20 protein-coding genes are annotated in these 21373 nt (G+C 61.2%); 9 read left to right on the forward strand and 11 right to left on the reverse strand.

From position 1 onward, the window contains the following. Positions 1–162: 162 nt before the first annotated feature. Positions 163–1485, forward strand: coding sequence for an OprD family porin (locus tag AB4P96_RS17150; RefSeq protein ID WP_017135620.1), 1323 nt, complete (start codon positions 163–165; stop codon positions 1483–1485). On the opposite strand, the gene AB4P96_RS17155 is transcribed toward AB4P96_RS17150, so the two are convergent. Beyond that, the gene (locus AB4P96_RS17155) at positions 1486–1962 is read right to left on the reverse strand and encodes a helix-turn-helix domain-containing protein (protein WP_017135619.1); all 477 of its coding nucleotides are present in this window, start codon (positions 1960–1962) and stop codon (positions 1486–1488) included. It lies immediately after the preceding gene. 106 nt (positions 1963–2068) lie between these two features. Between AB4P96_RS17155 and fabF the strand changes: the two genes are divergently transcribed. From fabF to AB4P96_RS17170, 3 genes are all read left to right on the forward strand, one after another. Continuing rightward, positions 2069–3337, forward strand: a complete 1269-nt coding sequence (gene fabF / locus AB4P96_RS17160; protein WP_099549773.1) for a beta-ketoacyl-ACP synthase II — start codon at positions 2069–2071, stop codon at positions 3335–3337. A 65-nt stretch (positions 3338–3402) separates the two neighbouring features. Then, a complete protein-coding gene (locus tag AB4P96_RS17165) occupies positions 3403–3783 on the forward strand; it encodes a RidA family protein (RefSeq protein WP_017135617.1) in 381 nt (126 codons plus the stop codon). A 195-nt stretch (positions 3784–3978) separates the two neighbouring features. Next, positions 3979–5958, forward strand: a complete 1980-nt coding sequence (locus AB4P96_RS17170; protein WP_169985993.1) for a U32 family peptidase — start codon at positions 3979–3981, stop codon at positions 5956–5958. On the opposite strand, the gene AB4P96_RS17175 is transcribed toward AB4P96_RS17170, so the two are convergent. Continuing rightward, positions 5936–6841: a DMT family transporter gene (locus AB4P96_RS17175; RefSeq protein ID WP_138449487.1), complete on the reverse strand. Its 906-nt coding sequence runs from the start codon at positions 6839–6841 to the stop codon at positions 5936–5938. The genes AB4P96_RS17170 and AB4P96_RS17175 overlap by 23 nt on opposite strands. Positions 6842–6950: 109 nt before the next feature. On the opposite strand from AB4P96_RS17175, the gene AB4P96_RS17180 reads away from it, so the two are divergent. The 3 genes from AB4P96_RS17180 to AB4P96_RS17190 all read left to right on the forward strand — a co-directional run bounded on the left by AB4P96_RS17180 (position 6951) and on the right by AB4P96_RS17190 (position 9079). Next, the gene (locus AB4P96_RS17180; RefSeq protein WP_177033015.1) at positions 6951–7391 is read left to right on the forward strand and encodes an Lrp/AsnC family transcriptional regulator; all 441 of its coding nucleotides are present in this window, start codon (positions 6951–6953) and stop codon (positions 7389–7391) included. Positions 7392–7492: 101 nt separating this feature from the next. Continuing rightward, positions 7493–8350: an NmrA family NAD(P)-binding protein gene (locus AB4P96_RS17185; RefSeq protein WP_395599847.1), complete on the forward strand. Its 858-nt coding sequence runs from the start codon at positions 7493–7495 to the stop codon at positions 8348–8350. 270 nt (positions 8351–8620) lie between these two features. Continuing rightward, positions 8621–9079 carry a transposase gene (locus AB4P96_RS17190; protein ID WP_170037187.1) on the forward strand — a complete coding sequence of 153 codons (459 nt, stop codon included), beginning with the start codon at positions 8621–8623 and terminating at the stop codon, positions 9077–9079. A gap of 214 nt (positions 9080–9293) precedes the next feature. On the opposite strand, the gene xylB is transcribed toward AB4P96_RS17190, so the two are convergent. From xylB to AB4P96_RS17220, 6 genes are all read right to left on the reverse strand, one after another. Next, positions 9294–10748 (reverse strand): xylulokinase, encoded by a 1455-nt coding sequence (gene xylB, locus AB4P96_RS17195; protein ID WP_395599848.1) that lies wholly within the window; start codon positions 10746–10748, stop codon positions 9294–9296. Positions 10749–10755: 7 nt separating this feature from the next. Then, positions 10756–11757 (reverse strand): LacI family DNA-binding transcriptional regulator, encoded by a 1002-nt coding sequence (locus AB4P96_RS17200; RefSeq protein ID WP_186616901.1) that lies wholly within the window; start codon positions 11755–11757, stop codon positions 10756–10758. 18 nt (positions 11758–11775) lie between these two features. After that, positions 11776–12708 (reverse strand): ABC transporter substrate-binding protein, encoded by a 933-nt coding sequence (locus AB4P96_RS17205; protein WP_138449492.1) that lies wholly within the window; start codon positions 12706–12708, stop codon positions 11776–11778. A gap of 33 nt (positions 12709–12741) precedes the next feature. Continuing rightward, positions 12742–13719, reverse strand: coding sequence for a sugar ABC transporter permease (locus AB4P96_RS17210; RefSeq protein ID WP_017135608.1), 978 nt, complete (start codon positions 13717–13719; stop codon positions 12742–12744). Further along, a complete protein-coding gene (locus AB4P96_RS17215; RefSeq protein WP_395599849.1) occupies positions 13712–15244 on the reverse strand; it encodes a sugar ABC transporter ATP-binding protein in 1533 nt (510 codons plus the stop codon). The genes AB4P96_RS17210 and AB4P96_RS17215 overlap by 8 nt, the downstream gene beginning before the upstream one ends. A 215-nt stretch (positions 15245–15459) precedes the next feature. After that, entirely contained in the window at positions 15460–15954 is a 495-nt protein-coding gene (locus AB4P96_RS17220) for a hypothetical protein (RefSeq protein WP_138449495.1), read from the reverse strand. Positions 15955–16125: 171 nt separating this feature from the next. Between AB4P96_RS17220 and AB4P96_RS17225 the strand changes: the two genes are divergently transcribed. Continuing rightward, a complete protein-coding gene (locus tag AB4P96_RS17225; protein ID WP_395599850.1) occupies positions 16126–16818 on the forward strand; it encodes an aspartate/glutamate racemase family protein in 693 nt (230 codons plus the stop codon). Here the strand turns inward: AB4P96_RS17225 and AB4P96_RS17230 are convergent. The 3 genes from AB4P96_RS17230 to AB4P96_RS17240 all read right to left on the reverse strand — a co-directional run bounded on the left by AB4P96_RS17230 (position 16815) and on the right by AB4P96_RS17240 (position 19822). Next, entirely contained in the window at positions 16815–17327 is a 513-nt protein-coding gene (locus AB4P96_RS17230; protein ID WP_017135604.1) for a GNAT family N-acetyltransferase, read from the reverse strand. The two genes, AB4P96_RS17225 and AB4P96_RS17230, sit on opposite strands and share 4 nt — an antisense overlap. A 151-nt stretch (positions 17328–17478) precedes the next feature. Then, positions 17479–18624 (reverse strand): glycerate kinase, encoded by a 1146-nt coding sequence (locus AB4P96_RS17235; RefSeq protein WP_169985983.1) that lies wholly within the window; start codon positions 18622–18624, stop codon positions 17479–17481. Between the two features lie 91 nt (positions 18625–18715). Then, positions 18716–19822, reverse strand: a complete 1107-nt coding sequence (locus tag AB4P96_RS17240; protein ID WP_169985981.1) for a sugar diacid recognition domain-containing protein — start codon at positions 19820–19822, stop codon at positions 18716–18718. A gap of 184 nt (positions 19823–20006) precedes the next feature. Between AB4P96_RS17240 and AB4P96_RS17245 the strand changes: the two genes are divergently transcribed. Continuing rightward, complete coding sequence (locus AB4P96_RS17245) at positions 20007–21317, forward strand: MFS transporter (RefSeq protein ID WP_395599851.1); 1311 nt, start codon at positions 20007–20009, stop codon at positions 21315–21317. Positions 21318–21373: the final 56 nt, after the last annotated feature.

The raw sequence follows: 21373 nt of genomic DNA on the forward strand, positions 1-21373 counted from the left end.
TGCTGCCCTCGAAAAATATGATAAAAATCAGCTTCGACAACCAAGTCGAGCACAATAAAAACAGCATTACGCTCACCTGAAACATCTGCCATACAACCTTAAGCACTATCCAAGCATGCGGTGTTTCTGTGCACGCGTTAATTATTCCGGGGAACTAACAACATGATCAAACAGTGGAGCCTGTTAACGCTGGCGGTGTGCGCCAGTATCAGCCAAGCGGCCCTCGCCGAGTCAGTCAGCGACCAGGCCGATTCCAAAGGTTTTATCGACGGCAGCAGCATTACCGGGTTATTGCGCAACTATTACTTCGACCGCGACCGCCAAAGTGGCAAGGCCGACAACCGCGACTGGACCCAAGGCGCGATGCTCAACTACGCCTCGGGCTTTACCCAGGGCACCATCGGTTTTGGCGTGGATGCCTACGCCTACGGCGCGATGAAACTCGACGCCACCCACGCCGATGCCGGCACCGGTGAATTACCGACCAACCGCAATGGCGACCCGGAAAATGGCTATGGCTCAGTGGGCGCTGCGGTAAAGATCAAGGTTTCCAAAACCCAGCTTAAATTCGGTGACATGCAACCCACCGCGCCGGTATTCGCCACCGGCGGCACGCGCATTCTGCCGCAGACCGCCACCGGGTTTGACCTGACCAGCAGCGAAATCGCAGGCCTGGACCTGGAAGCCGGGCACTTCACCAGCACCAACAGCGGCATGACCAGCAACCATGACCACGATATCTACGCGACCTACGCCAACGTGGCGGCCAACAGCGCAAGTTTTGTCGGCGGCAAATACACCTTTACCCCATCGTTGAGCGCGACCCTGTATGCCGGTCAGCTGGAAGACATCTGGCGCCAGTACTACACCAACCTCAACTACGTGATCCCACTGGGGCATGACCAGTCACTCGCGCTGGACGGCAACCTGTACCGCACCCTCGACACCGGCAGCGCCAAGGCCGGGGCCATCAACAACACCACCTACTCGGTGGCGGCGGCCTACTCGTTCCTGGCGGCGCATACCCTGACGCTGTCGTTCCAGAAAGTCCACGGCGACACGCCGTTCGACTACATCGGCACCGGCAACAATGGCGCGGGCGAAGGCGGCGACTCGGTGTTCCTGGCCAACTCGATCCAGTGGGGCGACTTCAACGGGCCGGGCGAACAGTCGTGGGGCATCCGTTATGACCTGAACATGGCCAGTTACGGCGTACCGGGCCTGAGCTTCATGACCCGCTACGTCAACGGCTCGGACATCAATGGCACCCACACCCCGACCAACAGTGCCTACGCCGGCGACTATGGCGCCGACGGCGACCACCACGAGACCGATGTGGAAGCCAAATACGTACTGCAAAGCGGCCCGGCGAAAAACCTGTCGTTTCGTGTGCGTGACGCCATGGTTTCATCCAACGCCGACCAACGCGACGGCAAGTTGAATGAGCTGCGGGTGATCGTCGACTATCCGTTTACCCTGTTGTAATCATTCCAGGCTCAGCCGCTCGCGCATCCCTGCGCTGGCGGCTGGACCGGCCTGCACCACGCAGCGATCCCACCCCACTACCGAGCCTTCGGCGGTTGCCATCATCGGCTCCAGCAACTTCCCGGTCTCGCGCTCCACCACCTCCACGCTGCGGCCTTCTTCGGCGTAATGCCGATTGCCCCACGCCACCAATGCCATCAGCACCATACGAAAGTCCTCGCCCTTGGCTGTCGGCACGTATTCGTAACGTGGCGGCCGCTCGCTGTAGGCGCGGCGCTCAAGCATGCCGGCCTCCACCAAACCATTCAGGCGGCGCGTCAGCATGTTCGGCGCGATGCCCAGGCTGCGCGAGAACTCATCAAAACGCCGCAAGCCGTGCAGCGCGTCACGCATGATCAACATGCTCCACCACTCCCCTACCCGTTCAAGACTGCGGGCGATGGGGCATTCGTCGCTGATAAGGGATTTGCGTTGCATGGACGTTCCTGGCTGCGGGTGCAAAAGTGTGTGACCCCATGTTACTTTCATCATGATAGTGACGTCCACAGCTGTGTATCCCTCAAGCAACAGGAGTCGATTGATCATGAGTAAACGTATCGTCGTGACAGGCATGGGCGCGCTGACGCCGCTGGGGTCGAGTGTGGAATCCACCTGGCAGCGCTTGTTGAACGGGCAATCGGGCATTCGTCGCCTGCCCGAAGAATTGATCGGCGACCTGGCCGTCAGCATCGGTGGCCAGGTGCAAACTGTGCTGCAAGACCCCGAAGCCGGGTTTGATCCCGATCGACTGCTGGCCGCCAAGGAACAGCGCAAGATGGACCGTTTTATCCTGTTCGCCCTGGCCGCTGCGGATGAAGCCCTGAAGCAAGCCGGTTGGGCGCCAGAAACGCCGCAAGAGCAGGAACGCACAGCCACCATCATTGCCTCCGGCGTCGGCGGTTTCCCGGCGATTGCCGAGGCGGTGCGCACCACCGATAGCAAAGGCCCACGGCGGTTGTCGCCGTTTACCATTCCATCGTTTCTGAGCAACATGGCCGCCGGGCATGTGTCGATCAACTATGGCTTGAAAGGCCCATTGGGCGCACCGGTGACCGCCTGCGCGGCGGGTGTACAGGCGATTGGCGATGCGGCGCGAATGATCCGCGCCGGGGAAATCGATGTGGCGGTGTGCGGTGGCGCGGAAGCGGCGATTCATCGGGTCAGCCTTGCCGGCTTTGCTGCCGCACGGGCGTTGTCCAGCGACTTCAATGACACGCCGGAGCTCGCTTCGCGGCCGTTCGATCAGGCGCGTGATGGTTTTGTGATGGGCGAAGGCGCAGGGATCCTGGTCATCGAAGCGCTTGAGCACGCCCTGGCACGCGGCGCGCAACCCATTGCCGAACTGGTCGGGTATGGCACCAGCGCCGATGCCTATCACATGACCGCAGGCCCGGAAGACGGCGATGGCGCGCGGCGGGCAATGACGCAAGCATTGCGTCAAGCCGGTATCGAGGCGTCCCAGGTGCAGTATTTGAATGCGCATGCAACGTCGACACCCGTGGGTGACAAGGGCGAACTGGCAGCCATCAAGACCGTGTTCGGCGCCAGTGGCCACCCGGCCATCAGTTCGACCAAATCCGCCACCGGCCACCTGTTGGGCGCCGCCGGCGGCATTGAAGCGATCTTCACCGTCCTCGCACTGCGCGATCAGATTGCGCCGATAACACTTAACCTCGACAACCCGGATGCGCTGGCAGACGGCCTGGACATGGTGCGCGGTAAGGCGCGGCCCATGCCGATTGAATACGCGCTGTCCAATGGCTTCGGTTTTGGCGGGGTGAATGCCAGCGTGCTGTTCCGGCGCTGGGTGTAGTTTGCCCCTGCCGTAGATTTCGGGGACCATGGGCGCCTTTCTGCAACCGCCAACAAGAGGCGCCCATGGCCAACCACGACCTGTCCTTCACCCCCGACCCGGATGCCGACTCCATCTCCAGCGACGTCATCGGCTTCAATGGCATCCTGGTTTCCACCCAAATCCCGACGCACGCCGACGGCAGCCTGGAACTGGGCGATATCACCCTGCAAAGCGAATGCACCCTGCAAGCGCTGAAGGTCGCGCTGGAGAAAGCCGGCAGCTCCATGGACCGGGTGATGCACCTGACCATCTACCTCACCGACATGGCTGACCGCGCGGCATTCAACGAAGTCTACAAACGCTTTTTCGCCAAGCCCTGGCCCGTTCGTGCCGCCGTTGGCGTGGCTGCCTTGGCGGTAGAAGGCATGCGCGTGGAAGTCACCGCGATGGCCGCCAAAGCCTGAGTTCCAAGCCTCAGCACACATCCACTGTGGGAGCTGGCTTGCCTGCGATGGCATCACCTCGGTATGCCTGATGTACCGGGTTGCCTGCATCGCAGGCAAGCCAGTTCCTACATGACAGCCCTGCGGTAGATGCCGGTCAGGCATTTCACAGCTACAATGCGCGCCTCAACCGTGACAAGCCTGACTAAAAAAACTATGTCCTTGCCCAAGCACCACCTGGAATTGCTCAGCCCTGCCCGTGATGTCGCCATTGCGCGCGAGGCTATCTTGCATGGCGCCGACGCCATCTACATCGGCGGCCCAAGCTTCGGCGCGCGCCATAATGCGTGCAACGAGGTGAGCGATATCGCTCAACTGGTGGAATTCGCCCGCCGTTACCACGCCCGCGTGTTCACCACCATCAACACCATCCTGCATGACAACGAGCTGGAGCCTGCGCGCAAGCTGATCCATCAGCTCTACGACGCCGGTGTCGATGCCTTGATCGTGCAAGACCTGGGCGTGATGGAGCTGGATATTCCGCCCATCGAGCTGCACGCCAGCACCCAGACCGATATCCGCACCCTGGCCCGCGCCAAGTTTCTCGACCAGGCCGGTTTCTCGCAGTTGGTATTGGCCCGTGAGCTGAACCTGCAAGAGATCCGCGCCATCGCCGACGAGACCGATGCCGCCATCGAGTTCTTCATTCACGGTGCGCTGTGCGTGGCGTTCTCCGGGCAGTGCAATATCTCCCACGCACAAAATGGCCGCAGCGCCAACCGTGGCGACTGCTCCCAGGCCTGCCGCCTGCCGTACACCTTGAAAGATGACCAGGGCCGCGTCGTGGCCTTTGAAAAGCACCTGCTGTCGATGAAAGACAATAACCAGAGCGCCAACATCCGCGCCCTGGTCGAAGCCGGCGTGCGTTCGTTCAAGATCGAAGGTCGCTACAAGGACATGGGCTATGTGAAGAACATCACCGCCTATTACCGCCAGCGCCTTGATGATGTGCTCGAAGACCGCACGGACCTGGCCCGTGCCTCCAGCGGCCGTACCGCGCACTTCTTCCTGCCCGACCCGGAAAAAACCTTCCACCGTGGCAGCACCGACTATTTCGTCAGCGACCGCAAGATCGACATCGGCGCCTTCGACACCCCAACCTTTACCGGCCTGCCGGTGGGTGTGGTGGAAAAAGCCGGCAAGCGCGACTTGCAGGTGGTCACCCATGAGCCGCTGTCCAATGGCGACGGTCTCAATGTGCTGATCAAGCGTGAAGTGGTGGGCTTCCGTGCCAACATCGCCGAAGCCAAGGGCGAGTTCGAGGAAGACGGCCAGAAGCGCTATCGCTACCGCGTCGAGCCAAATGAAATGCCGGCCGGATTGCATCAACTGCGCCCGAACCATCCGCTGAACCGCAACCTCGACCATAACTGGCAACAAGCGCTGCTCAAAACCTCCGCCGAGCGCCGCATCGGCCTGGCCTGGGTGGCACGTCTGCGTGAAGACCAGCTTGAAGTCACCGCCACCAGCGAAGAAGGCATCAGCGCCAGCGTCACCCTGCCCGGTCCGTTTGGCGTGGCCAACAAGCCGGAACAGGCGCTCGACACCCTGCGCGACCTGCTTGGCCAACTCGGCACCACCGAGTACCACGCCACGCACATCGAGCTGGATGCGCCGCAGGCGTTCTTCATCCCCAACTCGCAGCTCAAGGCCTTGCGCCGTGAAGTGATCGAAGCACTGACTGCCGCACGCGTTGCCGCGCACCCGCGTGGCGGGCGCAAAGCTGAAACCTCACCGCCGCCGGTCTACCCGGAAGCGCACCTGTCGTTCCTGGCCAACGTCTACAACCAGAAGGCCCGTGATTTTTATCACCGTCACGGCGTCAAGCTGATCGACGCGGCCTTCGAAGCCCACGAAGAAACCGGCGAGGTGCCGGTGATGATCACCAAGCACTGCCTGCGTTTCTCGTTCAACCTGTGCCCTAAACAGGCCAAGGGTGTGACCGGCGTGAAAACCAAGGTGGCGCCGATGCAGTTGATTCACGGCGACGAAGTGCTGACCCTCAAGTTCGACTGCAAGCCATGCGAGATGCACGTGGTGGGCAAGATCAAGGGGCATATCCTTGGGCTGCCGCAGCCGGGCAGTAAGGTGGAGCATTTCAACCCGGAAAACATCATCTTTCAGGGCACGCACTAGCCCTTGGGGCGCGGGGCCACCACCAGCCCCGCTGCAACCCCGCTGCCGCCAGCAGGATTGCGGCCACGCCCAGCCATTGCAGCCAGCCCAGGCGATGGCCGAACGCAATCCAGTCAACAAAAATCGCCGCAATCGGATAGATAAACGACAGTGCACCGGTAATGGCGGTGGGCAGTTTCTGGATCGCGCCGTACAACAACACGTACATCAAACCGGTGTGCACCACCCCAAGCGTCACCAGTGCTGCCCACGCATTGGTTGACACCGGCAGGCTGTTCCAGGGCACCAGCGGCGCGAGTAACAGTGCGCCGGTTGTCACCTGGATCAACGCCATCAAATGCGGCGGCACTTCCTTCAGGCGCTTGATGATCAGCGCGGCAATCGCATACAAAAATGCCGCGCCCAAGGCCAGAGCAATACCTGCCAGGTAAGCCTCGCCACCGCTTTGCTGCTCACCATGGGCGGTGACAATCGCCAACATGCCGAGGAACGCGACGCTCAACCACGCCATTTTCTGCACGGTGATTTTCTCACCGAGAAATACCGCGGCCAGCATCACCAACATAAACGGCTGCACGTTGTAGACCGCCGTGCTGATGGCAATTGAGGCGTGGGAATAGGATTCGAACAACAGCAGCCAGTTGCCGACGATGGCCACGCCACTGAGCATCGCCAGGCCGAACTTGGCCCAGGTGAGCAATTCCAGGCGCAGATAACCCAACAATGCGCAGACCAGCAACAAGGCCAGTGCGCCGATCACGCAGCGCCAGAACACCACCTCGATCACCGATACACCAGAGACCAATACAAACCAGCCGATGGTGCCCGAAATCAGCATGGCGGCGACCATTTCCCACGACCCGCGACGGATAGATGTGTCCACGATGAAAGCTCCTCAAGTGAGGCGCAATTATGGCAATCTGCTGGTCAGCGGCTCCAGCGACTAAAAAAGGCAAAACCCTTTATTCACCTTTTGTTATTAGGCAGGCAACATGATTGACACCATCGACCAGCAACTGATCAGCGCCTTGATGGACGACTCGCGCCTGTCGCTCAAGGCCTTGGCGGGCATTACCGGGCTGTCATCGCCCAGTGTCGGCGAGCGCTTGCGACGCCTTGAAGAGCGCGGCGTGCTCACCCACTACACGGTAGATATTGACCCCAAACATTTCGGCTACCTGCTGCAAGCCATCGTGCGTATCCGCCCCCTGCCTGGCAAGTTGCAGGAGGTGGAGCGCCAGATCCAGGCAATCCCCGAGTTCACCGAGTGCGACAAGGTCACCGGCGACGACTGCTTTATCGCACGCTTGCATGTGCGCACCATGGACCAGCTCGACAGCTTGCTCGACCGCCTCAACGCCTATGCCGAAACCAACACGGCCATCGTCAAGAAAACCCCGGTAAAACGCCGTTTGCCGCCTCTCGCCGATTAGTGATTTTGCGTCATTAAAGCAGTGACGCAATCGCTATTCTGTCATCACTGGCCGATCTTTATGCTGGGCTCCACTCAATGGAAACCACAGGTATAAAGCTCATGTATGTGATTACGGGTATTACCGGCAAAGTCGGCGGCGCACTCGCGCGTAACCTCATCAAAGCTGGCCAGCCGGTGCGCGCGGTGATTCGCGATGCGGGCAAAGCAGCTTTTTGGGCCGATCAAGGTTGCGAAGTAGTGTTTGCGCAGATGGACGACGCACAGGCATTAACCGAAGCGTTCATGGGCGCAACCGGCGTGTTTATCCTGCCGCCTCCCGGGTTTGATCCGCAGCCGGGTTTTCCCGAAGCCCGTGCGGTGATTGCCGCAGTCAGCCAGGCGTTGCAGGCAGCTGCGCCGAACAAGGTGCTGTGCCTCTCGACCATCGGCGCCCAGGCTACTGAGGTCAACTTGCTGACCCAGCGTACCCTGATGGAACAGGCCCTGAGCGCACTGGACATTCCGGTGACCTTCCTGCGTCCCGCGTGGTTTATGGAAAATGCGGCGTACGACCTGATTACTGCGCGGGAAACCGGCGTGATCCACAGCTTTCTGCAACCTCTGGACAAGTCGGTGCCGATGATCGCCACGGCGGATATCGGCACCCTCGCCGCGCAGTTGCTGCAACAGGCGTGGGCCGGCCATCAGGTGGTTGAACTGGAAGGCCAGTGGGTCAGCCCCAACGACATCGCCCAAGGCTTGTCACAGGTGCTCGGCCGCGACGTGCACGCTGAAGGGGTGGCGCGTGACACCTGGGAAGCCTTGTTGCGCGCCCAGGGCGCTCAGAACCCTCTGCCACGTATGCGCATGGTCGATGGATTCAATGAAGGCTGGATCTGTTTTGAGCATGAGCAGGTGCTTAAGGGGGAAACATCGTTGCTGACCGTACTGCGCGAGCTGGTGGATAACACCCACTGAGTATTGCAAACAGGCTTCCCGTGGCGAGCAGGCTTGCCCTGCGTTGGGCTGCGCAGCAGCCCTAAAACAGTCACCGCGTATTTCCAGGTGTATTGCATCGTCAGATGCAGGGGCCGCTTCGCGCCCCAACGCAGGGCAAGCCTGCTCGCCACAACACGCCAATTCAACACAGGGGGATGGGGGTAGAAATATCGGGACACGCAAGTCTCCCGGGCTGGGCCAATTGCGCTGCTAGCGTCAAAGTCTCTTATTCATGCAAGGAACAACGGCGTGTCTCCTCAACCCAACTCCCATCTGTTACGTCGTGGCCGCTATTCAGAAACCGGTCGTGCTTATTTGGTCACTGCCGTGGTACATCAGCGTCTGCCCTTGTTTCGGGATTTCCAGCTAGGCCGTTTGTTGGTCGCAGAATTTAAACGAACTCACGAAGCGGGCCAGGTCAACTCACTGGCGTGGGTGGTGATGCCGGATCATTTTCATTGGTTGTTCGACCTGAACAACTCAACTCTGCGCGATGTGATGCGCCAGACCAAGTCGCGCAGCACACTCAGCATCAATCGAGCCCGAGGCAGTCGAGAAAGATTCTGGCAGCGTGGTTACCATGACCGCGCCGTTCGAGCCGATGAAGATGTTCTGAAAATGGCCCGCTATATCATTGCTAACCCGCTAAGAGCCGGGCTGGTGGAACACATTGGCGATTATCCGTTATGGGATGCGGCCTGGTTATAAAAAGCTTACTGGATGCACCGACCTGTTCTAGCAAACAGGCTCCCTGTGGCGAGCAGGCTTGTTGTGGCGAGCAGGCTTGCCCTGCGTTGGGCTGCGTAGCAGCCCCAAAACAGTCACCGCGTATTTCCAGGTGTATTGCATCGTCAGGTATAGGGGCCGCTTCGCGCCCCAGCGCAGGGCAAGCCTGCTCGCCACAAGAGCTGTGTTCGTCGTGTTAGTCGTGCAACGCTTTTGCAGCAGTCAGCAAGCCTTGGAATTTGCAGTATCGGGCCTTCAGCGTCATTTGTTGCCGGGTATCCGGGATGTAGCGCATTTTCACCCTCATCCCTGCCGCCAACAGGTCTATGCCAATCGCCATAAACCCCAGCTTCGCCGCCCCCACAGACGCGCTCAATTCACTGCCGTGCAGCGTGAAGATCTCCCGCTGGAGGATATTGGCCAGCAACTGCGCCCAATACGCACTCCGTGCCCCGCCGCCGACCAAGGCGCAGGCGGTCACGTCGGCACCGGTCGATTGCACCGCACGCAGCGCATCGAGCAAGCCGAAACCTACGCCTTCCATCACCGCATAACCGAGCATCGCCGGGGTGCAGTCATGCCCCAGGTTCATAAACCCACCGCGCAATAACGGGTCGTTGTGCGGCGTGCGTTCACCGGCCAGGTACGGCAGAAACAACGGCGTCGACAGCGGCACCGGCTGCTCGATGGGCAACTGCGCCTGCACCTGATCCAGTAATGTTTGTTCATCCGGCTGGCCGGTCAAGCGCGTCACCCAGCGCAAGCAACTGGCCCCGGCGAGCATGGCGCCCATGGTGTACCAGCGGTTGGGCAAGGCGTGGCAGAAGCTGTGCACGGCACTGGCCGGGTTGCCGGCGGCGTGGTCGGTGATGGCGACGATGGCCGCGCTGGTGCCCAAGGTAATAAAGCCGTCACCGGCATTGACCGCACCGATGCCGACCGCCGCCACCGGGTTATCGCCACCACCACCGGCAATCACCACCTCGGGCGACAGGCCCAACCCGCTTACATTCAGTACACCGCTCGCCGCACCGCCTTCCACCAGCCGGGGCATGTGGGCCAGCGTCAGGCCGGTGGCGTGGAGCATCGGCGCAAACCATTCACGCTGCGCGACGTCCAGCCACAGGGTGCCGGCGGCATCCGACATATCGCTGATGCGCTCGCCTGTCAGGCGTAACCGCAGGTAATCCTTGGGCGACAGCACACACTCAATCGCCTTGAATACCTCGGGTTCATGCTGTTGCAGCCACAGCAGTTTGGGCGCCGTCAGCCCGGCCATTGGCAGGCTGCCGGTGGTTTCGGCAAACCCGCTGCCCAGTTGCGTGGCCTGGGCCACTGCGCGCGCGTCATCCCACAGGATGGCCGGGTACAGCACGCGATCATCGTTGCCCAGCAATACCGCGCCATGCATCTGCCCGGACAGGCCGATGCACGCCACACGGGCAAACGCCGCATGCTCGCGCAGCTGCGCCAGCGCTTGCAAACAGGCTTGCCACCAGTCTTCGGGGGCCTGTTCGGACCAGCCGCTGTGGCGCCGTGAAACGCCAAGTCGCACACCGACGTGGGCCAGCACGCTGCCGTCGACGTCCATCAAAATCGCCTTGAGCTCTGAAGTGCCGAGGTCAATGCCGAGGGAAACAGGGTTGCGCATACGTCAGTTATTCCACTTCAATACAGCCACAGGAGTCACGCCGTTGCAGGCTCGGCGCTAGGCGCACGCTTTGGGTGGGTGCGCCGGGCGTGGCCATGCGTTGCAGCAGCATATGCACCGCGCGGGCGCCCAGTTCCTTGACCGGCTGGGCGATCAGGGTCAGGCGTGGCACGAAGAAGTCCGCCCAGTCAAAATCATCAAAGCCCACCAGGGCCATCTGGCCTGGCACCTCGATGCGCGCGTCACGCAGAGCGTGCATGGCGCCCAGCGTCATCAGGTTATTGCCGGCCATGATTGCCGTGGGTGGCACCGGTAACGCCAACAACTGCGCGGTTGCTTGTCGCGCAGGCGCGCTGTTGGAACCACCGTTGACCAGTAACTGTGGGTCGAACACCAGCCCCGCTGCTTGTAAAGCCGCACGGTAACCGGCCACGCGTTCATCGGTAGTGCTCAGCCCTTCGCGCCCGGCAATAAAGCCGATGCGCCGGTGCCCATGTTCAATCAAGTGTGCGACCAGCGCCTGGGTGGACTGGGTGTTCTCCACCCCAACCTGATCAAACTGCTCGCTCATCATGCGGTCCACCAGCACCGTCGGCATCTCGTTGGCCTGCAGATATTCCAACGCGCTGGAGCCGGTCGACGGCGCCAATAAAATCCCGTCGACCCGCCGGTGATGCAGCGCCGTGACCACCCGCAATTCCTGCTCCGGGTCGTCGTGCGGGTCGGCAAACAGCATCATGTAGCCGTGGCGCACGCACTCGGTTTCAATCGCTTGCACGGTTTCGCTGAAGTAATGGTTGGACAGCGCCGAGATCGCCACGCCAATGGTATTGGTGCTCGAACGCGCCAGCGAGCGCGCCAGGGTATTGGGGATATAGCCCAACGCCTGGATCGCACGCTGCACCGCCTGCACCGTGGCCGGGCTGACCTTGCGGGTGCCGTTCAACACGTGGGACACGGTCGAGGTGGACACCCCGGCCCGGCTTGCCACGTCATCCATGGTGACCACAACGCTTTCCCCTTTAACTCAATGTTTACTCGACCAGCCGCTGTACGTCGCAACGTTGTCGCGGGTGATCAGTTTTGGCGTGAGCAGGGTAACCGCTTCGGCCGGGGCTTTGTCATTGAGAATGTCATTGCCGACGTTGACGGCAGTCTGGGCCATGGCCCAAGGGTCCTGGCTGGCAGAGGCCTGGATTTGGGTGTCGGTCTTCAGCGCGTTTTCGATATCCGGCGCACCGTCCACCGAAGTAATAATGATGCCGCTGCGCTTGAGCTGTTTGGCCGCCAGGTCGCTGCCGATGGCTTGTGGGTCATTGATCGCGAACAAGCCGTCGATTTTCGGGAAACGCGTGAGGTAACCCTGCATCACATTCAAGCCACCTTCGCGTGAGCCTTTGCCGTCCTGGTCATCGGACAGCACCTTGATGTCCGGTGCACCGGCCAATGCCGCTTTGCAGCCTTTGACGCGGTCGGTCACGGCGGTCACTTGCGGGCCGTTCTGGATAATCACATTGCCCTTGCCCGCCAGCTTGTCCACCAGGAACTGGCAGGCCAACTTGCCGGCTTCGACGTTGTCAGTTTGTACCGTGGCGTTTACGCCTTTGGCGTCCACATCCACCGCCACTACCACAATGCCGGCATCCCTGGCTTTCTTGATGGCCGAGGCCATGGCCGATGGGTCGACGGCATTAAGCAGGATCAGGTCAACCTTGGATGAGATGAAGTTGTCGATCTGGGAAAACTGCTTGCTCAAGTCATAGTCGGCCGACACCGAGGTGACCTTCACAGCAGGGTTCAGCTCTTTGGCCCGCGCAGTGGCGCCGTCGGCCAGGGTCACGAAATACGGGTTGCCGAGCGAGCCCATGCTGATGCCCAGGGCTTTGAGTTCGCGGGCTTCGACGCCATGGGACAGCAGGGCAGCCAAGGCCATAACGGGAAAGATACGTTTGAAGTTCATACCGGTCTCTCTTGTGATTATTGTTGAGGTGAATCAGGTTCGTGCGCCGGACTGGCGATAGCGATCCAGCGCTACCGCGCCGATGATCACGATGCCCTTGATGATGTACTGCCAGATATCCGATACCCCCAGCAGCACCAGGCCGTTGGTGAGTACCGCGATAATCAGTGCGCCGATCAGCGTGCCGCCGATAGTGCCCACGCCGCCGGTAAAACTGGTGCCACCCAGGATCACCGCCGCAATCGCATCCAGCTCATAGGATTGCCCCAGTTGCAGGCCGTTGGCGGCGAACAGCCGCGAGGCGCTCATCACGGCGCCAAGCCCAGCCAGCGCGCCGGACATGGCATACACAAACAGCAGCACTTTCCACACCTTGATGCCCGACAGCCGCGCCGCCTCCGGGTTGCCGCCCACCGAATAGATCTGCACGCCCATCACGGTGCGGCGCAATATGAACCAGGACAGCAGCACCACAGCCACGGCGATGATCACCAGCCACGGCACGCCGAGCACGGAGTCGTTGCCAATAAACGCAAACGGCAGGTCGGGGTTGAACACGGTCTTGTCATCGGCCAATAAACGCGCCAGGCCACGCATGGCGGTCAGCGCACCCAGGGTGACGATAAACGGCGGCAGCCGCATGAAAGCGATCAGCCCGCCGTTGACCAAGCCCAGCAACAGGCCAAAACCAATGCCCGCCGCAATCCCGAACATGCCGAACTGCGGCGACATCGATGCCTGCAAGGCCACCACTGCAGACGCCGCCAGAATCGCGCCCACCGACAGGTCAATACCCGCCGTCAGGATCACAAAGGTCATGCCCGCCGCCAACACCACATTCACCGAGGCTTGCTGGGTGATGATCGACAGGTTCTGCACCGTGAGGAAGTTTTCGCTGGCCAGGGCAAAGCCCACCAGCAGCAAGACCAGCACGGGCAGCATGCCGACGGTGCGCATCAGCTCACGCACGCGTTCGGCCTTGCCGGTTGTTGCAATCATTGAATCAGCCATGGGCAGCCACCTGATCGCCACCAGTGGCGAGGTCGATAATTCGTTCCTGGGAAATGACGTGGCCCGAAGCCCCGCCGACTTCGGCCACTAACTGGCCTTCGCGCATGATCAGCACGCGGTCGCAGGTGCCGATGATTTCCGGCAGCTCGCTGGAGATCACCACAATGCCCACACCGGCCAGCGCCAGTTGATTGATGATGCGGTAGATCTCGGATTTGGAGCCGATGTCCACGCCGCGAGTCGGCTCGTCGAGGATCAGCACATGCGGCTTGACCTCCAGCAGCCGCGCCAACAGCACCTTTTGTTGATTGCCGCCGGACAGTGCGCCGACATTGACCTTGCCCGACGCCACGCGAATCGACAGTGACTTGATCGCATCATTGGCACGTTGCGCCGCGTGCCCACGGTCCAGCACGCCACCGGCATGCGCATCCGGCACACAGGCGCACACGTTGATGTTGTCGGCCACGCTCATGTCCAGGAACAGGCCTTGAGCCTTGCGGTCTTCGGTGAGGTAGACGACACCTGCGCGAATCGCATCCGCCGGGTTTCGCAGGTGGGTGACGGTCTTGCCGACCACTTCCAGGGTGCCGCAGGTGCGCGGGTCGGCGCCGAAGATCAGCCGTGCCAGTTCCGTGCGCCCTGCCCCGACCAGCCCGGCAATGCCCAGCACTTCACCGGCATGCAGGTCAAAACTGCACTGGCGCACGCGTTTTCCGTCGGCCATGTCGCGCACACGCATCACCACATTGCCGGGGTTGTACGCGGCGTGTTCCTTTTTGTAGAAGCCTGACAGATCGCGGCCGACCATCATCTTCACCAGCACTTCGGCCGACAGCGCATCGCGGGTCAGTTCGCCGATGTACTGGCCGTCGCGCAGCACCGACACCCGGTCCGACAGCTCGTAGATCTCGGCCATGCGGTGGCTGATATAGATGATCGCCAGACCCTGGCTGCGCAGTTGTTTGATCAAGGCAAACAGGCGGTCAGTTTCGCGCGATGACAGCGGCGTGGTCGGCTCGTCCATCACCAGAATGCGTGCGTGGGCATGCAGGGCGCGGGCGATTTCAACCAATTGGCGCTCGGCAATCGACAGGTTGCTGACGGGCGTGGCGGGTTTGAACTCGGCGCCCAGGCGTTGCAACACTTCGATGCAACCTTCCTGCATACCTTTGCGGTCGATGGTCCAGCCACGCCGCAGTTCGCGGCCCAGGTAGATGTTCTCGGCCACGCTGAGGTTTGGGCACAGGCTCAGTTCCTGGTAGATCACGGCGATGCCGAGGGTCTTGGCTGTGGCGGGGTCGAAGGTGGCGACGGGCTGGCCGTCGATGCGGATTTCGCCGCCGGGGTCGGCCTGGTAAGCGCCGGAAAGGATTTTCATCAAGGTTGACTTACCGGCGCCGTTCTCACCCATCAAGGCGTGGATTTCACCGGGGTAAACCTTCAGGCCGACATTCTTGAGCACGCGCAAACCATTAAAGGTTTTGCTGATGCCCTGCATCTCAAGCAAGGGTTCAAGGCTCATGGATGAGCTCCTGGATTTATTATTTTTGTAATCGAGTGTTGCCGACTCTATGCCAGATGCATTTCCGTACGCAAGCGCTTGCGCGTGCATTTTTTTGTTTGATTAAACGTTTCATCAAGCGCAAAACGAAGAAATTCGCCCTGCGCGCCCGAAAATGATTACCCGATCACGCCGACGCTCCACGCCCACATTTGACCGGGTCGAGCCAATAGCCTTCAGCCACGCTCACGCGGGATCAGGCTCTGCAGTTGCGTGGCCAGGAAGTTGGCATCGAAGGCAAAGGTGTCCGGGTCTTTCAAACCATTGGTTTTCTTCCACAGCCAATCGTTTTTATCGGCCGGCAACACCAGCGACACACTGCCGTGCCGAGCAGCGGTAAGGCCCATCACCGACACCGATATCAAACCACCGGCCCCCATCACTTCCGGGACAAACTCCACGGGCTTGCCGGTGATATGCACGGTGAGTTTTTCGGTCTTGAAGGTCGAACTCTCGGCCGGCAGGCCCGGGCCGCTGGCGACGTAGGCTTCACGCTGAACCTCGAGCAAACCAACGCGCTTGACCGGCTCCAGCCACTGTTCGACCTGCCCGAACAACTCACCGAGCTTTTGTGCCCAGCGCGCTGACTGCAGGTCAAATTGCTGTTTTTTATGCGCTTCGCTGTCGGCGTAATGACGAAGCATCTCGCCCAGTTGCTGTACATCGTCCATTGCCATTTTCCTTGGGTTAACCAGGTTGCGAGCGGTGATCATGGCAGATGCGGCGGCTGACCGTTTGATTAACGCCTGCGCAACTGCACCGGTGATTTCGCCGGCAACTGCGTATGACTAATCCGTGGCCTGTGGGTAAGGTGAGGCAACATTTCTGTTCCGGAGCATCGCATGCGCACCATCGGCCTTATCGGCGGCATGAGCTGGGAGTCCAGCGCCGAGTATTACCGCATCATCAACCAGCGCGTGCGCGACCAGCTCGGGCCGCTGCGCTCGGCGCAACTGTTGATGTACAGCGTGGACTTCGGTCCGGTGGAACAAGCCCAGCACGCCGGGCGCTGGGATGACACCGCGCTGATCCTCGAAGACGCCGCGCGCCGCCTGCAAGCGGGTGGCGCCGACTGTGTGGTGCTGTGTACCAACACCATGCATTTGGTGGCGCCGCGTATCGAGGCGGCGGTGTCGATTCCGTTCCTGCATATTGCCGATGCGGCGGGAGCGGCAGCGGTCGAAGCAGGCACCCTGACGGTCGGCCTGCTGGGCACCGCGTTCACCATGGAACAGGACTTTCTCAAGGCCCGCCTGGCCGCACAGGGCTTGACCGTACTTGTGCCCCACGCGCACGAGCGCGAGGCCGTGCACCGGATCATTTATGAGGAGTTGTGTGTCGGGGTGATCAGCGAGGCTTCGCGCCAGGTTTATCAACGCGTGATCGAGTCATTGGCGGCACAGGGTGCCCAGGCGATCATTCTTGGCTGTACGGAAATCGGCCTGCTGATCAAGCCACAACACAGCCACCTGCCGTTGCTGGACACCACCGAGCTGCATGCGCAGGCTGCGGTGGCGTTTGCACTGGCGGATTAGGCCGATTGGCGCAGGCGCGCCATGCTGACGGTGTCGACAAACTTGCCATCACGCAAAGCGTAATCGCGCAACAGGCCTTCGACTTCGAAGCCGAACTTTCGGTACAGGCCTTGCGCGGCTTGATTGTCGGCGTACACCGTGAGTTCCACGCGGTGCAGGTTCATCCAGTTATCCGCCACGTCCAGCGCGGCCGCCAACAACCTGGAACCCACACCCTTGCCCTGCCAGGCCGTGGCCACGCCCATGCCGAACGAGCCGACATGGCTGCGCCGCACCCGCAGGGTCTGCTCCAGGCCAAGCTGGCCGATGACCTCGCCGCCATGCACCGCCACCAGCTGTAGCCGCCGCTCATTATCCAACGCCAGCTTGTTGCGCCAGGCCTCCACCGATTGGTAAGGCATTTGCAGCACCTGACGGCACACGGCCGGTTCGTTATAGAGCGCAGCGACGCCTTCGAGGTGGGCTTCGGTAAAGCGCTGGATCACGATATGGGGTTCAGGTGTGTGCATTGCGTTTCATCCTATGAAAGACAAGTGGCCGGCCAGTGTAGGGGCCGAGGCTGCATGCTGGCTAGGGTGGGAGCCGGGCTTGCCCGCGATGCAGGCAACTCGGTCGGTCTGTTACGCCGAGTTACGCGGTCAAAATGTGGGAGCTGGCTTGTTAACTGCGCTGGCTGAACGCTGTGCGCCATACCCGCGCTATGTCCACCGCGCGCTCGCGCAACAGACGCGGCGCCTCGCTGCACGCCTGTTCCAGGCTCATTGGGCCTGATGGCAAGGCGAAGGCGGCGTCCACACCATGGGCGTACATTTGCTCATAGCCTTCGCCCAAGGTGCCGGCAATCACGATGACCGGTACGCCATGACGTTGAGCAATCCGTGCCACACCAAAAGGTGTTTTGCCGCGCAAGGTCTGGGCGTCGAAGCGGCCTTCGCCAGTGATGACCAGGTCCGCACCACGCACGGCCGAGTCCAGGCCGACCAGCTCGGCGACCACCTCCACGCCCGCACGAAACTGTGCGCCGAGAAAGGCCTTGGCGGCAAACCCCAAACCGCCTGCCGCGCCGCTGCCCGGTTCATCGCGCACGTCTTTGGGCAGCACTTGGGCGCAGTGATCGGCAAAGTGCCCAAGCGCCGCGTCAAGCTGTTCGACTTGCTGTGGGTTGGCGCCTTTTTGTGGGCCGAAAATGGCAGAGGCGCCCTGCGGCCCGCACAGTGGATTGTTGACGTCGGCCGCGATTTCAAAACGCACCTGGGCCAAACGTGGGTCCAGGTGTTCCAGGCTGATCCGCGCCAGGCCTGCGAGAGCCAACCCGCCCGGTGCAAGTGCCTGGCCTTGGGCGTCAAGCAGCTGCACGCCAAGCGCCTGCATCGCGCCCGCGCCGCCGTCGTTGGTGGCGCTGCCGCCAATCGCCAGGATGATGCGCTGCGCACCGGCATCCAGAGCGGCGCGGATCAGCTCGCCGGTGCCGAATGTGCTGCTGATGCAAGCATCACGCTGGCCCGTCGGTACACGTTGCAAGCCACTGGCTTCGGCCATTTCGATCATCGCGGTATGGCTGTCGGCAAGCCAGCCCCAGCGTGCCTCCACCGCCTCGCCCAGTGGCCCGTTCACCGTTTCGCGACGCAGTTCACCATGGCAGGCGGCGAGAACCGAGTCCACCGTGCCTTCACCGCCGTCGGCCATCGGGCACTGGACTACCTGTGCATCCGGCCACACCTGCGCGAGGCCGTCGGCAATCGCCTGGGCTACGCCTTCGGCACTCAGGCTGTCCTTGAATGAGTCGGGGGCGATGATGATTTTCATGGGCTTTCTCCGGTTTTTATAACGCCCATGCTGCCAGTTGCCATCGGCAATGACGCCGGTCCGATGCACAAGTGCGGGTGAGGTTTGTTGTTCATTGCGACAAAGCCTGGGGCAATAGCTGCACGCCAAGGTACAGCGCGAGCATGCCGTCAAGGGTCAGCGGGTCGACGCCGCTGAGTTCGGCAATGCGTTCCATGCGGTAACGCAGGCTGTTGCGATGAATGCCCAGGGCATCAGCACAGGCCTGGCTTTGGCCATCGTGTTCACACCAACTGCGCAAAGTAGCCAACAGTTGGCCGTTGGTGTCCTTGGCCAGGACTTTGCGCAAGGGGTTGAGCAGTTCGTCCAAGGCATCGTCGTTGCGATGACGCCAGAGCATCACCGGCAGGCGGTAGCGATTGAGGGTTAACAGCTGCGATTGCGGCAGGATATCGCGACCATAGGCCAGCAAATCCCCCACACGCCGGTAACAACGACGCAGCCCGGCGAGGCCATCGGCCTGCCCGCCGACGGCGACCCGCAAGATATTCCAGCCCAGACCCTGAAGCTTTTCCAGCAGTCTTGGGTTATCCACTTGGGCCAACGCAGGCCGGCACCACAACAACGAGAATTGTGCGGAACTCACGCACCAGCTGTCCGGGTAACGGCTGGTCAGCCAGGCACTCAATGCCTCCGCCGATTGGCCTGCGCCCAACTCGAACAGGTAGGGCGTGCGGGCCAGCTGAGGCTTGAGCCCCAACTGCTGGGCTTCATCCACCAGGCGCGGCGAGTTACCGCTGTCGGCCAGCAGCAAGGCCAGCAGGTCATCACAGCGTTGGCGCCGCCATTGCTGCTCGGCTTGCTGATGGCGATGGCTCACCAGCATTTCGGCGGTCATGCGCACCAGTTGCGCGTAGGTGCGCAGCAACGCCGGCTCGCCGGTAATGCCCAGCACGCCGATCAGGCGCTGGTCGTGCATCAACGGCAAGTTGATACCGGGCTGCACGCCTTTCAGGTGTTTGGCGGTCTGGCCGTCGATTTCCACTACGCGACCATTGGCCAGCACTAACTGCGCACCTTCATGGCGAGTGTTGATTCGCTCCGGCTCGCCACTGCCCAGAATCAGCCCCTGGCTGTCCATGACGTTGACGTTATAGGGCAGGATCGCCATGGTGCGATTGACGATATCCTGCGCCAGGTCATGATCGAGCTCGAACATGAGGCTAAGTTCCTTGAAAGGCGCGGTTGTTCATGGGGTGTTCATCCTGTTGTTCAGAGGCACAGCGCAAAGCCTGCTTGACTGTGCGCGGGCACAAAGACAGCACCCAGCAAGGTGGCCGAGACTCTTTGGGCGATCAACGTTACCCTCGCATCGCGAAAAATCATAATAAAGAGAGACTGCCATGTCACAGAGCGCCGCTGCCACACTGGCCACCGATGACGATAAAAACGCCATCTACAAGCGCATTACCCTGCGCCTGATCCCCTTCATTTTTATCTGCTACTTGTTCAACTACCTGGACCGGGTGAACGTTGGCTTTGCCAAGTTGCAGATGCTCGATGCGTTGAAATTCAGCGAGACCGTGTACGGCCTGGGGGCCGGGATCTTCTTTATCGGCTACGTGCTGTGTGGTGTACCGAGCAACCTGGCGCTGACCAGGTTCGGCCCTCGACGCTGGATTGCACTGATGATGATCGTCTGGGGCACGCTTTCCACCTGCCTGCTGTTCGTCACCACTCCCAGCCACTTCTACGGCTTGCGCCTGTTGACCGGTGCCGCAGAAGCCGGGTTCTTCCCCGGCGTGGTGCTGTACCTCTCGCAGTGGTTCCCGACCTTTCGCCGTGGGCGGATCATGGCATTGTTCATGTCGGCAATTCCGGTGTCCGGCCTGCTGGGCAGCCCATTTTCCGGCTGGATCCTCAACCACTTCGCCGCCGGCCAGGGCGGCCTTGCGGGCTGGCAGTGGATGTTCCTGCTGCAAGGCATTCCCACGGTGATCCTGGGCGCCCTCGCCTACTTCCTGCTCAGCGACAGCTTTGCCAACGCCAAGTGGCTCACGCCCCATGAACGTGCAGTGCTGGAAGCCGATCAGGCGACGGACTTGGCCAACAAACCGAAAACCACCACCGATTCGCTCGGCGAAGTGTTCAAGAACCCGGCGATCTGGGCGTTCGGCCTGATCTACTTCTGTATCCAGAACGGCGTGTACGCCATCAACTTCTGGCTGCCATCCATCATCAAGAACCTGGGCTTCAGCGATAACCTGGTGATTGGCTGGCTGAGTGCGATTCCGTACCTGCTGGCCGCCGTGTTCATGCTGTTGGTGGGCCGCTCCGCCGACTTGCGCAAGGAACGTCGCTGGCACTTGGTGGTGCCGATGTTGATGGGTGCGATTGGCTTGGTGATTGCGGTGAACTTCGCCACCACCCCGGCGCTTGCGATTCTCGGCCTGACCATCGCCACCATGGGTGCCCTTACCGGCCTGCCGATGTTCTGGCCGGTACCCACTGCCCTGCTCAGCGCGGGTGCGGCGGCTGGCGGCCTGGCGCTGATCAACTCCATGGGGCAGATGGCAGGGTTCTTGAGCCCGTATATCGTCGGCTTTGTGAAGGATGCCACCGGGTCCACGGACATGGCGCTGTACCTGCTGGCGGCGGTGATTGTGGCCGGCAGTGTGTTGGCGTTGCGCATGACCCGCACCTTGAAGGTATAACGCGGTCTCTTTGAGGGCTGGCTTGCCTGTGATGCGCGTCGGTATCTAGGTAAGTC

The organism is Pseudomonas sp. B19125 (assembly GCF_044218855.1).
GTDB lineage: Bacteria > Pseudomonadota > Gammaproteobacteria > Pseudomonadales > Pseudomonadaceae > Aquipseudomonas > Aquipseudomonas edaphica.

Bases quoted from the DNA above. Each gene is read 5' to 3' on its own strand.
- xylB (WP_395599848.1), bottom strand. From the start codon at position 10,748: ATGCGCAACCCTGTTTCCCTCGGCATTGACCTCGGCACTTCAGAGCTC.
- AB4P96_RS17170 (WP_169985993.1), top strand. From the start codon at position 3,979: ATGTCCTTGCCCAAGCACCACCTGGAATTGCTCAGCCCTGCCCGTGAT.
- AB4P96_RS17240 (WP_169985981.1), bottom strand. From the start codon at position 19,822: ATGTTCGAGCTCGATCATGACCTGGCGCAGGATATCGTCAATCGCACC.
- AB4P96_RS17215 (WP_395599849.1), bottom strand. From the start codon at position 15,244: ATGAGCCTTGAACCCTTGCTTGAGATGCAGGGCATCAGCAAAACCTTT.
- AB4P96_RS17150 (WP_017135620.1), top strand. From the start codon at position 163: ATGATCAAACAGTGGAGCCTGTTAACGCTGGCGGTGTGCGCCAGTATC.
- AB4P96_RS17225 (WP_395599850.1), top strand. From the start codon at position 16,126: ATGCGCACCATCGGCCTTATCGGCGGCATGAGCTGGGAGTCCAGCGCC.
- AB4P96_RS17165 (WP_017135617.1), top strand. From the start codon at position 3,403: ATGGCCAACCACGACCTGTCCTTCACCCCCGACCCGGATGCCGACTCC.
- AB4P96_RS17205 (WP_138449492.1), bottom strand. From the start codon at position 12,708: ATGAACTTCAAACGTATCTTTCCCGTTATGGCCTTGGCTGCCCTGCTG.
- AB4P96_RS17180 (WP_177033015.1), top strand. From the start codon at position 6,951: ATGATTGACACCATCGACCAGCAACTGATCAGCGCCTTGATGGACGAC.
- AB4P96_RS17235 (WP_169985983.1), bottom strand. From the start codon at position 18,624: ATGAAAATCATCATCGCCCCCGACTCATTCAAGGACAGCCTGAGTGCC.
- AB4P96_RS17185 (WP_395599847.1), top strand. From the start codon at position 7,493: ATGTATGTGATTACGGGTATTACCGGCAAAGTCGGCGGCGCACTCGCG.
- AB4P96_RS17230 (WP_017135604.1), bottom strand. From the start codon at position 17,327: ATGCACACACCTGAACCCCATATCGTGATCCAGCGCTTTACCGAAGCC.
- AB4P96_RS17155 (WP_017135619.1), bottom strand. From the start codon at position 1,962: ATGCAACGCAAATCCCTTATCAGCGACGAATGCCCCATCGCCCGCAGT.
- AB4P96_RS17220 (WP_138449495.1), bottom strand. From the start codon at position 15,954: ATGGACGATGTACAGCAACTGGGCGAGATGCTTCGTCATTACGCCGAC.
- fabF (WP_099549773.1), top strand. From the start codon at position 2,069: ATGAGTAAACGTATCGTCGTGACAGGCATGGGCGCGCTGACGCCGCTG.
- AB4P96_RS17210 (WP_017135608.1), bottom strand. From the start codon at position 13,719: ATGGCTGATTCAATGATTGCAACAACCGGCAAGGCCGAACGCGTGCGT.
- AB4P96_RS17245 (WP_395599851.1), top strand. From the start codon at position 20,007: ATGTCACAGAGCGCCGCTGCCACACTGGCCACCGATGACGATAAAAAC.